We start from the raw sequence: 15,214 nt of genomic DNA on the forward strand, positions 1-15,214 counted from the left end.
CCCCGGCCCCGCCTCTCGTACGGATCAGTCCAGTTCGGTGCGGCGCCTGCCGACGAACAGGGCGGCGACACCGGCGGCGGTGGTCAGCAGACCGGCGACCGCCGGGACGACCGCGCCCGCACCGGTGACGGGCAGGGTCGGCGGAGCGGTGGGCGGCGCGCTCGGGCCCTCCGACGGGCCGGGTGAGGGAGACGGACTCTCACTCGGGGAGGGCGACGGGCGCGGTGGCTCGCTCGGGCTGGGCGAGGGTGACGGGCTCGGGCTCTCCGACGGGCTCGGTGAGGGCGGGGTGCTCGGGTACCCGGGGGTCGGTTCCGGATATCCGGGGGTCGAATGACCCGGGTCCGGTTCCGCGTACCCGTCCGGGGCGTACCCGTCCGGGGCGTTCCCGGGCTTCGGCTCGGACTTCGCCTCCGTCTCCGGATCCGTGTGTGGCCCCGGTTCGGTGTGGCCGCGGCCGTCCTGGGGCTCCGGCTCCGAGTAGCCGTACCCGTAGCCGCCCCGGGGCTCCGGGTCGGCCCGCGGCCGGTCCTCCCGGGTGTCCGCCCCCGGGGCCGCTCCCTCCACTGCTGGATCGGAGTCCGACCGTCCCCCCTCGGTCACGAACCCGCCGTCACTCAGCGGTGCTGGAGCCGGGGCGTCCCACTCGGCCGCCACCGCCGACCCCCACCCCCAGAAGAGCGGGACGGCCACCACCGCCCCCGCCGTCGCGGTGGCCGCGGCCCGCAGGGCGCCCCTGCCGATGGTGCCGAGTCGTGCTTGGTCGCGCCGACTCGACGTCTTGCTGTGATCAGTCATGCACCCATTGTGATCAATCCCGCGCGCGGATGCGCTCATCGGCGCGACAACGAAAGAGGAAAACAGGGCGAGAATCACGAAAGGGGCCGTACCCGAACGGGTACGGCCCCACGTGAGCCCGGCGGCAGAGCCTCAGCTCAACTCGCCCAGTGCCTTCTCGGCCTCGGCCAGCCAGGAACGGCGGGCCTCCAGAGCGGCCTCGTGCTCCTTGACGCGGCGGGCGTCGTTGTTGGCCCTGGCCTTCTCCAACTTGGCCTCAAGGCCGGCGATCGCCGTCGACAGCTGGTCCACGGTGTCCTTCGCGCGGGCCCTCGCCTCGGGGTTCGTGCGCTCCCACTCGGCGTCCTCGGCGCGGCGCACGCCGTCCTCGATCTGCCGGAACGCGCCCTCCAGCTGGTCGCGTACGTCCCGCGGCAGGTCGCCGGCCTCCTCCCAGGCCTCCTGGAAGTCCCGCAGGCGGGCGCGGGCCCGGCGGGGGTCGGTGATACCGGGGATCTCGGCCTTCGCGTCGGCCAGGATCCGCTCCTTGGCCTCCGCGTTCACACGCAGCTCCGCGTCGCGCTCGGCGAAGGTCGCGTTCCGGGCGTCGAAGAACGTGTCCTGTGCGGCCTTGAACCGGGTCCAGAGCTTGTCCTCGCTGGCCCTGTCGGCCCGGCCCGTGGCCTTCCACCGCTGCATCAGGTCGCGGTAGGCGCGTGCGGTGGGCCCCCAGTCGGTGGAGGTGGACAGCCCCTCGGCCTCGGCGACGATGCGCTCCTTCTCGGTGCGCACCCCCTCGCGCTGCTGGTCCAGGTTGGCGAAGTAGGCCTTGCGCCGCTTGGAGAAGGAGTTGCGCGCGGCGGACATCCGCTTCCACAGCGCCTGCTCGGTGGGGCGGTCGGCCCGGGGGGCCTTCTTCCACTCCTCGATGAGCTGGAGCATCCGCTCGCCGCCGGACTTCCAGTGAGTGGTCTCCGTGGCGACCCGCTCGGCCTCCGCGACGATCCGCTCCTTGACCTCGCGGGCCTGGCCCCGGGCCTCCTCCTGCGCCTGCTTCTGCTCGACCTTGCGCTCCTCGGCGCGGCCGGACAGCGCGTCCAGTCGGCCGATGAGCGAGTCGAGGTCACCGACCGCGTTCGCGTCCGTGATCGTGGAGCGCAGCTTGTCGATGGTGGTCATCGCGGTGGAGGCGGACAGGTCGGTGCTGCGGAGCCGCTTCTCCAGCAGCTCCACCTCGGTGACCAGAGAGTCGTACTTGCGCCGGAAGAAGGCCAGGGCCTCCTCCGGGGCGCCCGCCTGCCACGATCCGACGACCCGTTCGCCTTCACCTGTGCGCACGTAGACCGTGCCGTCATCGTCTACGCGGCCCCAAGGGTCCGTGGTCACCGTGTCCTCCTGCTGTCATGAACCCGGCCGGTCGCGGTCGGGTTCGGGTCGTCGCGGCGGTACCGCGCCTGTTCGTGATGGGAACCACCGTGCACCAGCACGATATCCATACGATTCGGCGGACAACGACGCGCCGTGTCTCACGTCAACGCAGTTCGGGGGTTCTGGTCCCGCTGCCGTGCCGTCGGCCGGGCCCGTCTCCCGCCTCGGAAGAGGAGGCGCAGGTCGAGGGCCTCGATCAACTCGACGACGCTGACCAATATGGCACTACCGCGCGCCCAGGCAAAGAGCAGGGGCGCGCGCGGTGATCGAATGGTGATCAAACGCGTTCTCGGACGAACCCGCCGGTTCGCCCGCCCTGACCCGGCTCGGTAGGCTCTGCGGCCAGGGGACCCGTGCTCCGGCCGAGGTCGGAGGGTTCCCGGACAACCGAAGCCACCAGGACAGGACGACCAGCCGTGCTCATCGCCGCGCTTCCCACCGGGCCCCTCTCCGCGAACTGCTACGTGCTCGCACCCGCGCCCGGCGGCGCCTGCGTCATCGTCGACCCGGGCCAGGGCGCGGCTCCACAGGTCGCCAAGGCCCTGGCCGAACACGACCTCACACCGGCCGCGATCCTGCTCACCCACGGCCACTTCGACCACGTCTGGTCGGCCGCCGAACTCTGTGAACTGCACGACGTACCGGTACACCTGCACGGCTCCGACCGCGGTCTGCTCACCGAACCGGCCGCGGGCGTCGACGCGGGATTCGCCGCGCAGCTCGAGATGCTCCTGGGCCCCGGCCCCTTCAGCGAACCGGATCAGCTGGTCGAGGTGACGGACGGCCAGAGCCTGACTCTGGGCGGGATGGAGTTCACCGTCGAGCACACCCCCGGCCACACCCCCGGATCGGTCGTCTACCTCACGAGCACCGGGGACGGGGTACCGGTCATGTTCGCCGGGGACCTGGTCTTCGCGGGGTCGATCGGACGCACCGACTTCCCCGGCGGCGACGGCGAGGCGATGAACGCGAGCCTCGCCCGCACCGTCCTCGGACGCGGCGACGACACCCAGATCCTGCCCGGCCACGGACCCGCCACCACGGTGGAGCGAGAGCGCACCACCAACCCGTACCTGCGCGGGGTCACGGGCTGACCCCCGCCCGCCGTCGTATTCCGGGGGCCCGGCCGGTGCCGTTGGCGGTAGGATTCCAGTTGTTCAAGGGGCGACGCCCCGCCCCCCGCCGGACCCGGTCTCGGGCTCCCCGGCATCCTCGCTCAGCCGCGTAGTTAGTGGACTTGGTAACTCATGCATCGTTACAGGACTCATTCGTGTGGTCAGCTCCGTAAGGAGCACGTCGGGCAGCAGGTGCGCCTCTCTGGCTGGGTGCACAACCGCCGGGATCTCGGTGGGCTGCTCTTCGTCGACCTGCGCGACCACTACGGTGTCACGCAGCTCATGGCCCGCCCCGAGTCCCCGGTGTTCGAGGAGCTCAGCCGCATCTCCAAGGAGTCGGTGATCCAGGTCACCGGCGTCGTGGCGGCCCGCAGCGCGGAGAACGTCAACCCGAACCTGCCCACCGGTGAGATCGAGATCGAGGCCACCGACGTGGAGGTCCTCGGCACCACCGAGGAACTGCCGCTGACGGTCTTCCCCGAGGACAACACCTCCGAGGAGCGACGTCTCACCTACCGCTTCCTCGACCTGCGCCGAGAGCGCATGCACCGCAACGTCATGCTGCGCTCGCAGGTGGTGGCCTTCATCCGTCAGAAGATGACGGAGCTGGGCTTCAACGAGTTCCAGACCCCCATCCTCACCAGCTCCAGCCCCGAGGGCGCCCGCGACTTCCTGGTGCCCTCCCGCCTGCACCCGGGTGAGTTCTTCGCCCTCCCGCAGGCCCCCCAGCAGTTCAAGCAGCTGCTGATGATCGCCGGGTTCGACCGCTACTTCCAGATCGCGCCCTGCTTCCGCGACGAGGACAGCCGCGCCGACCGCTCGCCCGGCGAGTTCTACCAGCTCGACGTCGAGATGAGCTTCGTCGAGCAGGAGGACGTCTTCGAGGTCATCGAGAGCGTCATGACCGACGTCTTCCGCGCGTTCTCCACGGACTGGGAGATCACCTCGCCCTTCCCGCGCGTCGCCTACCGCGACGCGCTGGAGTGGTACGGCACCGACAAGCCCGACCTGCGCGTGCCGATGAAGATGCTCGACGTCACCGCGCTCTTCGACAAGACCGACTTCCGTGCCTTCGCGGGCAAGAAGGTCCGGGCCCTGGCCGTCCCCCGGGTGGGCGACAAGCCGCGCAAGTTCTTCGACGGGATCGGCGACTTCGCCGTCGAGCAGGGCGCCAAGGGCCTGGCCTGGCTGAAGGTCGGCGAGAACGGTGAGCTCACCGGGCCCATCGCCAAGTTCGTCACCGAGATCAGCGACGACCTGCTCCAGACCCTGGACGCCGGTCCCGGGTACGGCCTGTTCTTCTGCGCCAGCGAGGACGAGGCGGAGATCAACCGGATCATGGCACCGGTCCGCGTCGAGGCCGGGCGCCGCGCCGACCTCGCCGAGGAGAAGGTCTACCGCTTCTGCTGGATCGTGGACTTCCCGATGTTCGAGCGCTCCGACGAGGGCCACGTCGAGTTCAGCCACAACCCGTTCTCCATGCCCCAGGGCGGGATGGACGCGCTGGAGAACAAGGACCCGCTGGACATCCTCGCCTGGCAGTACGACATCGTCTGCAACGGCGTGGAGCTGTCCTCCGGCGCGATCCGGAACCACTCGCCCGAGATCATGTACAAGGCCTTCGACATCGCGGGCTACGACAAGGACGCGGTCGAGGCCGAGTTCGGCGGCATGCTCAAGGCGCTCAAGTTCGGCGCCCCGCCGCACGGCGGCATCGCCCCTGGCATCGACCGGATCGTCATGCTCCTCGCGGACGAGCCCAACATCCGCGAGACCATCGCCTTCCCGCTGAACCAGAACGCCCAGGACCTCATGATGGGCGCTCCGGCGGTCGTCTCCGAGCAGCAGCTGCGTGACGTGCACATCCGCACGGTGCTCCCGGAGCAGAAGAAGAAGTAGCCGAGTCGGCCCCGGGACACGGGGCCGCCGGACACGAGGCGTCGGCCACCGGAACCCTCCGGTGACCGGCGCCTCTCCCTTATTGCCTGGACCCTCTCTTCTCCGCGTTGTTAGCCTGGGCCCGTGCAGTACCTCTACTTCCTGTAATCCGAGCCGAGGCGCCCGCCCGCCACGACGTGGCCGCGGGTGCCGGACGTGTGTCCTGACCCCTTCCGGGTCATCCCGTCTGCTCGAGGAGCTCACACGCGCCCCGCCGTCGAACCGAGTTCGCGTTCCGGCCGGGCGGAGCTCGGTTCGGAGGTACCTTGACCGCCCTCACACCCGTTTCCGGCCTGCCCGCCGGAGAACGGGCCCAACTCACCGCGACCGGTGTCCACCTCGCCCGCGGCGGCCGCCCCGTCCTGTCCGGCGTCGACATGACCGTCACACCCCGTTCCCGGTGGGGTGTGGTCGGCGAGAACGGCCGTGGCAAGTCGACCCTCCTGCACGTCCTGACCGGTGCGCTCGTCGCGGACTCCGGTCAGGTGCGAAGCGTCGGCACGCTCGGCGTCGCCGAACAGGAGATGACCGTCGCGGACGGCCGCACCGTCGGCCACCTGGTCGACACCGAACTCGCCGACGCCCGCGCGGCCCTGGCCGCGCTCGACGCCGGCGCGGCGGGGCTGGCCACCGGGGACCCGAAGGCCGCCGAGCACTACGCCGAGGCTCTGGCCGCGGCCGAGGTCCTGGACGCCTGGGACGCCGACCGCCGGGTCGACCTCGCCCTGGAGCACCTCGGAGCCGTCACCGACCGGTCCCGGCCCCTGGCGGAGCTGTCCGTGGGCCAGCGCTACCGGGTCAGACTCGCCTGTCTGCTCGGCGCCACCCGTGACTTCCTCCTCCTGGACGAGCCCACCAACCACCTGGACGCCGCCGGGCTCGAATTCCTCACCGAAAGGCTGCGGGGGCATCTGGGCGGTGTGGTGCTGGTCAGCCACGACCGCGCCCTGCTGTCGGACGTGGCCACGACCGTGCTCGACCTCGACCCGAGCCGGGACGGCGAGCCGCGCGTCTTCGGCGGGGGGTTCGCCGGATACCAGGAGGGCAGGCGCGCCGAGCGGGAGCGCTGGGAGCAGGAGTACGAACAGCAGCGCGCCGAGCACGCCCGGCTCACCCGGGACCTGTCCGAGGCCCAGAACCGGCTTGTCAGCGGTTGGCGGCCGGAGAAGGGCACCGGAAAGCACCAGCGGGCCACCCGGGCGCCCGCCCTGGTCCGCGCCGTCCACCGGCGCCGGGACGACCTGGAGGCGCACGCGGTCACCATGCCGCCGCCTCCCATGCCGTTCCGGTTCCCGGAGCTGCCCGCACGCCCGGGAGCGAACCTGCTGCGGGCCGAGGAGGTCCGCGTCAAGGGGAGGCTGGAGCGGCCGGTCACGCTCACTCTGGAGTCGGGCACGAAGCTGGTCGTCACCGGGCCCAACGGCGCGGGCAAGTCGACCCTGCTGTCCGTACTGACCGGACGGACCGAACCGACCGCGGGAGCCGTGCGGACCGCGCGCGGCGCGCGGGTGCGGCTCCTGGAACAGGAGTCGCCGTCGGCTGGCACGGGGCGGGCTCACGACGTGTTCGCCGCGTACCAGGGCCGCCTCGTCAGTGAGGGGGTCCTGGGGGAGGACGAGACGGTCTCCCTGAACGCCCTGGGGCTCCTCTCGTCCGCCGACGCGGGCCGACCGGTGCGGGAGCTGTCGACGGGCCAGCAGCGCAGGCTCGACCTGGCGCTCGCACTGGCCTCGCGGCCGCACGTGCTGCTGCTCGACGAGCCGACCAACCACCTGTCGATCCCGCTGGTCGAGGAACTCACGGAGGGACTCGGCGCGACCCGCGCGGCGGTGGTCCTGGCCACCCACGACCGTCAGCTGCGGCGGGACACGGGGGCCTGGGAACGGCTCGACCTCGGGGCCACCGAAGCGGTCGCGGAGGCCGCGCTCGGATAGTGGCCGACCGGTGGCGGTGCGCGCAACGTCGCGCGCACCGCCACCGGCGGCGTCAGCGGGTCAGGGTTTGGTGGCGCCGCAGCGCTGGCAGCAGATGTCCTCGTCCTCGGGATTGCTGTGGGTGCAGAGCCGACAGGTCCAGTCGCAGACGGCGTCGCGAAGGGGGGCTCCCGTCAGGGCACGGACGCGTTCAGGGTGCATGGTGAGTCCTCGGGGTGGGATGACGAGTTCTCGACTGACCAGTTCGGTGCCCGTAATGACCCCGCTTTGAACGTGCCACATTCGGCCAGAAAGTGAAAATAGGTGTTTATCAGGTCAAAAACCTCGTCCGTAATGCGGAAGAGGTCGACACGCGGATGCGGCCAGGCCCGTCATCCCCTACCGTTGGGGGCGAATCACCCTCCCACGCCGAGGTACGCACGTGTCCGGGAGTGAACACGGAGCGTCGACGGGGCCCGTCCCAAAAGAGGGCGCCGTGGGAGCGGAGTGCATTTCTGCCCCGCCGAGTCACACGAGCGTAACGATTCGCGCCCTGGGGTCGGTAGGTTACGGCCTTCCGGAGTGGAACCGGCCGCGACCCCATCACGTTGATGGACCATGAGGGTCCGTGTTCGACGAGGTTACGCAGCCGACGGGAGGCGGCGCCGGTGAGCCGGCCTCGGTTCCCTCCCCGGACCGGTCGCGTTCCGGACACTACAATGAGCCGAATCGGTACGTTCCAGGGGTGACCGCGCCTGACGCGGGTGTGACGTCCGAGCCGACATGAGGATGAGTCATACGTGAACGGAAAACGCGCTTCAGGCGGTGGCTCCGGGGACGCACTCGCGGAGGCGTTCCGGCATGCCCCCGAGCCCATGGCGGTCACCGGGACCGACGGCGCGATCCAGCACGCCAACCGCGCGCTCACCGAGCTCTTCGGCAGGGACGCCGCCGAGCTCACCGGACGCCCCTGGTTCGAGCTCCTGGACTCCGCTGACGTCGAACAGGGCACCAGAGCCCACCATGACGCGCTCGCCGGGACTTGGCACCGCCGTTCCCGACTGCGCCTGGCCGTCACCGACAAGTCCTCCAGACTGGCGGAGGTCCGGCTCCGCCCCGTCGACGGCGACGTCGACCTCGTGCCCGACGACCCCTCCGCCCCGGCCGTGGTCGTCCTCCTGCACGTGCTCTCCACCGAGGAGACCGACCTTCGGGTGGTCGGCGAGCTGCGCACGGACAACTCCGACTCCGTCCTGTGGAGCCTGGACCTGAGCAACGGGCGCCTGCGCGAGCTCTTCGGACCCACCCCGCTGGGCGGGCTCCTGGCCGGGAACGACCGCGATCTGGAACGGATCCTCGAACGCATCCATCCCGACGACAACGCCCGCGTGCGCGACGCCATGGCGGCCTCGTTCACCGGTCGGGACTACGAGCAGCGCTTCCGGATCTTCGACCGCCTCGGCGACGAGCGCTCCCTGCACGTGCGGGCCCGCTTCGTGCCCGGCCAGCCCGACCGGCTGGTCGGGATCATCGACGACGTCACCGAACACGTCCAGCTGGTGCGCCGCCTGGCCGACCGCCGCCGCACCGAGGCCGAACACGGCCGTCTGGTCACCGAACTCTCCTCCAAGCTCGTCTCCGCCACCACCGTCGACAAGGTGATGGACCTGCTCAGCGAGGAGTTCCTGCCGATCTTCGGCGGTGTCTACGCCCTGGCGCTGTACGTCGAGGAGGGCCTGCTGCGCACCTCGCCCAGCGCCCGGGAGCGCGGAAACACCCACCGCATAGACGGTCGACGGGCCGACGACACCGACTTCCCCATGGGCGCGGTCATCCAGGACCGCCAGCCCCGGTTCTTCGAGAGCCGCGCCGAGATCGCCAGCCGCTTCCCGGCCGCCGTCGACCTCATGCGCTCGGCCCGCGGCCAGGCCTGGGCCACCGTCCCGATCTTCGGCGACGGCAAGATCGCCCTCGGCGTGTGGCAGATGGTCTGGGACCGGCCCCACCACGCCAGCCGCGACGAACGCGCCCTCATGCTCACCTTCGCGGGGCTGGCCGGACAGGCGCTCCAGCGGATCAAGGCCCAGCAGGCCGAGCTGGAACTGGCCGACGCCGTCCAGCGCCGCATGCTGCCCCGCCAGGTGGCGAGCTTCCCGGACATGGACATCGCCACCAAGTACCTGCCCTCGCGCGCCGAGTGGCGGATCTGCGGTGACTTCTACGACGTCATCGAGCTCCCCGACAACAAGGTGGGCCTCCTGGTCGGGGACGTGCAGGGCCACGGCGTGGAGGCGGCCGCCGCCATGGGCCAGATCCGTGTCGCCTTCCGGGCCTACGCCAGCAACCAGTCCGACCCGGGCGTCGTCCTGGGGGAGACCAACCGGCTGCTCACCGAGACCGGCGAGATCGTCTTCGCCACCTGCGGCTACCTCGTGGTGGACCGGGCGAGCGGGGTCATGCAGGCCGCCTGGGCGGGCCAGCCGCCAGCGGTGCTCGCCACCCAGGGCACCTACGAGCTGTGGTCGCCCGAGACCGGACCGCCCCTGGGCGTGCTCGCGGACACCGAGTACACCGTCACCACCCGGGTCCTGGCGCCCGGCACCACGCTGCTGCTCTGCTCCGACGGGCTCGTCGAGAGCTCCGACGTCACCATGCAGGACGGGCTGGCCCAGGTGGGGGAGGCGCTCGCCCAGCACGGGGAGGACCCCAACGCCGCCGCGCAGGTCCTGGCCGAGATGGCTCCGGCGGGTCGGGGCGACGACATCGCTCTGCTCATCACCCGGATGATCCCGCGCGCCACACCCCCGCCCGAGCAGGCCGAGAGCCCCGAGAACATCTCCGTCCACCAGGGCTGAGACCGGCGCCTCGGGCCCGGCCACGGACGCGCCCGTCCTCGCCTACCCTGGGTGTGTGTCCGAAACACTGTTCGACGATGCCGGGGCCGAGGCCGCCAAGGGGCAGGAGCCGCTGGCCGTACGCATGCGGCCGCGTACCCTCGACGAGGTCGTGGGCCAGCGCCACCTTCTGGGCGAGGGCAGCCCGCTGCGCCGCCTGGTCGAGGACGACGCGCCCATGTCCGTGTTCCTGTGGGGGCCGCCGGGAACGGGAAAGACCACCCTGGCCACCGTGGTCAGCCGCGTCACCCGGCGCAGGTTCGTGGAGCTCTCGGCGGTCAACGCCGGGGTGAAGGACGTGCGCGCGGTCGTGGAGGAGGCCAAGCGCCGCATGGGCATGAACGGCACACGCACCCTGCTGTTCGTGGACGAGGTGCACCGCTTCAACAAGACCCAGCAGGACGCCCTGCTGCCCGCGGTGGAGAACCGCTGGGTCAGCTTCATCGGCGCCACCACCGAGAACCCCTTCTTCTCCGTGGTCAGCCCGCTGCTGTCCCGGTCGCTGCTGCTCTCACTGGAGTCCCTGGACGACTCCGACATCAGGGCCCTGGTCGACCGGGCGCTGATCGACGAGCGCGGGCTGGACGGCAGGTACACCCTCACCGAGGAGGGCGCCGAGCACCTCATCCGGCTGGCAGGGGGAGACGGCCGACGCTCACTCACCTACCTGGAGGCGGGGGCCCTCGTCGCAGGGCCACCCTCCGCCGAGGGCCCGGTGGAGATCACCGCCGAGCACGTCGAGCGAGCCGTGGACCGCCACGCCGTGCGCTACGACCGCTCCGGAGACCAGCACTACGACGTCATCAGCGCCTTCATCAAGAGCATGCGCGGCTCCGACCCGGACGCCGCCCTGCACTACCTGGCCCGCATGATCGAGGCGGGGGAGGACCCCCGCTTCATCGCCCGGCGCCTGGTGGTGCACGCCAGCGAGGACGTCGGCATGGCCGACCCCACCGCCCTCCAGACCGCCGTCGCGGCCGCCCAGGCGGTGGAGCTGATCGGGCTGCCCGAGGCCCGGATCAACCTCGCCCAGGCGGTCATCCACATCAGTCTGGCCCCCAAGTCCAACGCGGTGATCACCGCCATCGACGAGGCCATGGGCGACGTCCGCGCGGGCCGGGCCGGTCCCGTCCCGGCCCACCTGCGTGACGCCCACTACAAGGGCGCCGCCGACCTCGGGCACGGCAGGGGGTACCGCTACGCGCACGACCACCCGGGCGGGGTGGCCCCGCAGCAGCACGCCCCCGAGGGGCTCACCGAACGCGAGTACTACCGCCCCACCCAGCACGGTGCCGAACGTCGCTTCACCGAGATCCTCCAGAAGATCAGGAGCGTCCTCAAGAGCGAGGGTTAGGGGGTGGTTGTGGATCCCCCGCCCACCCCTCGCCCGCCACCACCCTCAACGGACGCCTGCGGCGCGGTGCCTTCCCTCTTCGTCGCCCTCCACCGCCCTCAACGGATGCCTGCGGCGCGGTGCCCTCGCGTCACCACCAGCCCGCCCCTCGCCGCACCGACGAAGCTCGCACAGCCAACCCCCGGGCGGGCCCCGCTGTGCGACTCTGCGGAGCCTGCGTAGCAGCGCACTGCAGGGGCAGCTTCGCTCCACAGCTCGTGAAAGATGGCCGGGCCCCTCTGTGTGGGACTGCGGAGCCTGCGTAGCGGTGCAGTAGGGGAGACGGCCACTCGTATCGATGGGTCTCCGCCGCCAACCGGCGAAGGCATCCAAGAAACACGCCCTGGACGCACGACGGCCCCGGCGCGGTGCGCCGGGGCCGTGTCACCGGGGGCGGTTGCGACCGCCCCCGGCTCAGTCGGAGAACAGCTCCACGACCTCCACCACCTCACGGGGCCCGTCACCCTCCTGCTCCTCCGCGAAGGTGATCTCCACGATCATCACCGGCCCCCAGGACAGGTGGTCGACGAAGTCGCTCCCGCTCAGGTCCCAGGTGCCGCGCGCCTCCTCGTCGAGGAAGACGTGCTCGGGAGCGGCGCAGAAGCGGGCGCACTTCACCTCGGCGTCGGACCTGATCACCGCCTCACCCGGATCGCCCGCCTCCTGCCACTGCTCCGCCCAGGCCTCATGGCTCGGGATGCCCTGATTGCGCGGGATCTCGTCGTCCCGAGTGACCGGTGTGTACACCCAGGTCCGCTCCTCCACCCCCGCCTCCGGCTCCTCCTGTTCCGAGGGGTCGAACCGCACCACCAGCGTGCCCGGGGCCTCCTCCTCCGCGGGCTCGGACTCGGGGGCCTCCGAGGCCTCGTCGGCGACCGGGTCGGCCTCGGCGCCGTCGCCGACCATCTGCGACAGGCCCCAGACACCGCCGCCGACCAGCACGGCCGCGACCGAGGCTGCGCCCGCCAGGAAGAGGGTGCGGGTGGGACGGTGGTTGCCCATCCTGCCCTCCAACCGGATCACCTCGGGCACCCGGGCGGGCGGCTCCACCGCGTGCCACTCGCGTTCGAGGAGGCGGCTGATCTCCTCGCGTCCGCCGGTCGGGGCGTCACCCTCCTCCGCGCCCTCCGCGTGCCACACGGCGATGACCGCTCCGGTCACCTCGCGCAGGCTGGGCCGACGGTCCGGGTCGGGATCCAGGGCGCGCCCCACGACCGGGCGCAGACCCTGCGCGAGCCCGTCCAGGGCGAAGTCCCCGGCGGCCACCCGCTCGGCGATCTCCTCGGGCTCACCGGGGCCGAAGGGCAGACGCCCGGTCCCCGCGAAGGCCACGACGGCGCCCCAGGCGAACACGTCAGCCGCGGGCGACGGCGCCCCTCCCCGGTACCGCTCGGGGCTCAGCCAGGTGGCACCCGAGCCGCGCAGCCGCTCCGCCTTCGGGGCGATCGCGCACTCCATGATGTGCGGCCCGTGCGACTCCAGCAGGATCTCGCTGGGACGCAGCGATCCATGGGACACCCCGCGGGCGTGCAGGGCCGACAACCCCTCTGCCAACGCGGTGGCCAGCGCGATCAGCTTCCCGACCCCGACACCGCCACGCCTGGTCACGTAGTGGGACAACCGCTGCCCAGCCAGGTAGGGCATGGACAGCCACGGCGGGTTGGCGTCCGAGTCGAAGGCGAGCGGCACGACGACCCGTTCGGGGTCGACCTGTGACAGGTTGCGCAACCTCCGAGCCAGCGCGGGGTAGACGTCGGGGGACTCCAGTTCGGGGGACCGGAGCAGCTTCACGGCGACGAGGCGGTCGCCGGCGGTGGTGGAGGCGGTGTCCACTGCGGCGTACACGGTGCCGGTGGAACCCTGCCCCAGTCGTCCGAGGACGAGGTAGGGGCCGATCCGCGACGGGTCGTCCGGGTAGAGGGGTGCCAGGTCCGGGGGTACCAGTACGGAGATCTCACGCGGAGAACGGGGGCTCATGGGTGTCCTGTCGGTGCTTCTGGGCCAGCGAGGGGCTGCGGGGCGTGCCCTGGTGTCCGGACATCGTAGTGAAGAACCATCTCTGCGGTGATTCTCGCCGACGCCCGCCGGTCCGTCGATCCCCGAGGGTCCCGAACCGGACGTCTCGGACACGTGACCGTTCCCACCGCCTGCCACACCGTGGCGCGCCCACGCGCGCCGACACCGGACGCGATAGGGTCGGCCGAAACCAGCCGCCCCGGCCCTCAGTGGCAGCGGCGGCGGACGCGGATCGGGAGCCCCGACCCGGCGCGATCGCTGGCCCCCGTACCCCGCCCCAAGGTGTCCGGTGCGCGCCCGAGCGCGCGCGGGGACCGTTCGCACACCCTCGAAGCAACCCTCTATCTGCCCTACGGAGCCTTCATGCTGACCGGAGGAGAGGTCGCCGCGCTCGTCGCAGCGGTGGTCTGGGCGGTGCTGGCCACGTTCATGTGCGTGGCGCTCGTCAAACTGATCAAACTCATCAACGAGACCACCAAGGTCGTCTCCGAGGTGGGGGACCGGACCCCGCCGCTGCTGGACGACGTGGCCTCCACGGTGGAGCGCACCAACACGTCACTGGAGCGGGTCGAGGAGATCACCGCCAACGTCCAGGCCTCCTCGGAGGACGTGTCCACCATGACCGCCCTCACCCGGTCGGTGTTCACCGGCCCGCTGGTGAGGATCGCCTCGTTCTCCTACGCCGTACGTCAGGTCCTGGGCCGCCGCAAGGCCCTGGCCGTGATGCGCGGCCGCAAGCGGAGGGAGAACCGGTGATCGGACGACTGTTCTACATCGCGGCCGGGGCGGCGATCGGCGGCTACGCGGTGCACCGGGTGCACCGGGCCCGCCGGGCCATGACGCCCGGGGGCATCGCCGACCGGGTCGAGGGCCGGGTCAGCGAGTACCGGGGCGCCCTCCAGGAGCTCAACGAGGACCTCGCGGAGGCGGTCCGGGAGGAGGAGGCGGAGCTGCTGCGCCGCTACGCGCCCCAGTCCCGCTCCCTGCGCTCCTCGGACCCTGAGCCGAGGGGACTCCGCGACCGCGGGTAGCGGCTGGCCGTAATGGGCACAACCTGGGGCAACGAGGGGAACCGCGCGGGCGTCGCATCCGTCGGATCGTTACGTCGCAATCGCGAACCGATGCTCTCGGATGCGCGTCTGTAGGGTTGACGAACCAGTGCAACACGTGAGGAAGCGCCATGTACCCGCCACAGCCGCCCCAGGGTCCCTACTCCGGTGGTCAGGACCCCTACAACCAGGGACAGCCCGGCTACCCCGGCGTCCCGCAGGGACCGCCCAAGATGCCCGGGACCGCGATCACCGTGCGCGTGCTGATGTTCATCGGCGGTGTGTGCGGACTGCTCTTCGGCGGCCTCGTCCTGTTGATGGGGCTGATGGCCGGCGGTGACAACGAGCTCGGCCAGGCCTTGGCCGAGGGCGTGCAGGAGACAGGGGTCAACATCGGCGCCGCCGAGGTCGTCGCCGTCATGGCGATCCTGGGCGGGGTCATGTTCGTGTACGGCCTCGTCTCCACCGCCCTGGCCTCGTTCATGGGTCGGCGCAGCGGCGGCATCCTCTGGTCGATCGTCGTCTTCCAGGCCCTGGCCGCCCTCCTGTTGCTCGTCAACATCTTCACCGGCGCCATCGGGTCGTTCATCCCGCTGCTCTTCGCGATCGGCATGATCGTCCTGATGGTGGTCCCGGCGACCCGCGCGTACTACAAGCCCGCGCCCGCCGGTCACTACCCCGGTTACTGAGA

At 71.3% G+C, this 15,214-nt stretch carries 12 protein-coding genes; 8 read left to right on the forward strand and 4 right to left on the reverse strand.

Features of this window, described 5'->3' with window-relative positions; translation table 11 throughout:
* Positions 1-24: 24 nt before the first annotated feature.
* Together KBX21_RS22600 and KBX21_RS22605 are read right to left on the reverse strand one after the other, a co-directional pair.
* A complete protein-coding gene (locus KBX21_RS22600) occupies positions 25-798 on the reverse strand; it encodes an LPXTG cell wall anchor domain-containing protein (protein WP_210843554.1) in 774 nt (257 codons plus the stop codon).
* Positions 799-930: 132 nt separating this feature from the next.
* Entirely contained in the window at positions 931-2,163 is a 1,233-nt protein-coding gene (locus tag KBX21_RS22605) for a DUF349 domain-containing protein (protein ID WP_049565696.1), read from the reverse strand.
* A 458-nt stretch (positions 2,164-2,621) separates the two neighbouring features.
* Here KBX21_RS22605 and KBX21_RS22610 point away from each other — a divergent pair, with 458 nt between their 5' ends.
* The 3 genes from KBX21_RS22610 (at position 2,622) to KBX21_RS22620 (ending at position 7,192) form a co-directional block, all read left to right on the forward strand.
* The gene (locus KBX21_RS22610) at positions 2,622-3,299 is read left to right on the forward strand and encodes an MBL fold metallo-hydrolase (protein WP_049565699.1); all 678 of its coding nucleotides are present in this window, start codon (positions 2,622-2,624) and stop codon (positions 3,297-3,299) included.
* A gap of 153 nt (positions 3,300-3,452) precedes the next feature.
* Positions 3,453-5,219 carry an aspartate--tRNA ligase gene (gene aspS / locus KBX21_RS22615; protein WP_082206225.1) on the forward strand — a complete coding sequence of 589 codons (1,767 nt, stop codon included), beginning with the start codon at positions 3,453-3,455 and terminating at the stop codon, positions 5,217-5,219.
* 305 nt (positions 5,220-5,524) lie between these two features.
* Entirely contained in the window at positions 5,525-7,192 is a 1,668-nt protein-coding gene (locus KBX21_RS22620) for an ATP-binding cassette domain-containing protein (protein ID WP_210843556.1), read from the forward strand.
* 60 nt (positions 7,193-7,252) lie between these two features.
* Here the strand turns inward: KBX21_RS22620 and KBX21_RS22625 are convergent, their stop codons facing one another.
* The gene (locus tag KBX21_RS22625) at positions 7,253-7,393 is read right to left on the reverse strand and encodes a hypothetical protein (protein ID WP_169336573.1); all 141 of its coding nucleotides are present in this window, start codon (positions 7,391-7,393) and stop codon (positions 7,253-7,255) included.
* 578 nt (positions 7,394-7,971) lie between these two features.
* Between KBX21_RS22625 and KBX21_RS22630 the strand changes: the two genes are divergently transcribed.
* Positions 7,972-10,026 (forward strand): SpoIIE family protein phosphatase, encoded by a 2,055-nt coding sequence (locus tag KBX21_RS22630; RefSeq protein WP_049565707.1) that lies wholly within the window; start codon positions 7,972-7,974, stop codon positions 10,024-10,026.
* 55 nt (positions 10,027-10,081) lie between these two features.
* Entirely contained in the window at positions 10,082-11,419 is a 1,338-nt protein-coding gene (locus KBX21_RS22635; RefSeq protein ID WP_049565710.1) for a replication-associated recombination protein A, read from the forward strand.
* Between the two features lie 453 nt (positions 11,420-11,872).
* Here the strand turns inward: KBX21_RS22635 and KBX21_RS22640 are convergent, their stop codons facing one another.
* Positions 11,873-13,435, reverse strand: coding sequence for a serine/threonine-protein kinase (locus KBX21_RS22640; protein WP_210843558.1), 1,563 nt, complete (start codon positions 13,433-13,435; stop codon positions 11,873-11,875).
* Positions 13,436-13,837: 402 nt separating this feature from the next.
* Between KBX21_RS22640 and KBX21_RS22645 the strand changes: the two genes are divergently transcribed.
* The 3 genes from KBX21_RS22645 to KBX21_RS22655 all read left to right on the forward strand — a co-directional run bounded on the left by KBX21_RS22645 (position 13,838) and on the right by KBX21_RS22655 (position 15,212).
* Entirely contained in the window at positions 13,838-14,230 is a 393-nt protein-coding gene (locus KBX21_RS22645) for a DUF948 domain-containing protein (protein ID WP_017546580.1), read from the forward strand.
* Positions 14,227-14,505, forward strand: coding sequence for a hypothetical protein (locus tag KBX21_RS22650; RefSeq protein ID WP_049565716.1), 279 nt, complete (start codon positions 14,227-14,229; stop codon positions 14,503-14,505). The genes KBX21_RS22645 and KBX21_RS22650 overlap by 4 nt, the downstream gene beginning before the upstream one ends.
* Before the next feature lie 149 nt (positions 14,506-14,654).
* The gene (locus tag KBX21_RS22655) at positions 14,655-15,212 is read left to right on the forward strand and encodes a hypothetical protein (protein WP_210843561.1); all 558 of its coding nucleotides are present in this window, start codon (positions 14,655-14,657) and stop codon (positions 15,210-15,212) included.
* Positions 15,213-15,214: the final 2 nt, after the last annotated feature.

It is taken from the genome of Nocardiopsis sp. B62 (genome assembly GCF_018070675.1).
GTDB classification, from domain to species: Bacteria; Actinomycetota; Actinomycetes; order Streptosporangiales; family Streptosporangiaceae; genus Nocardiopsis; species Nocardiopsis prasina.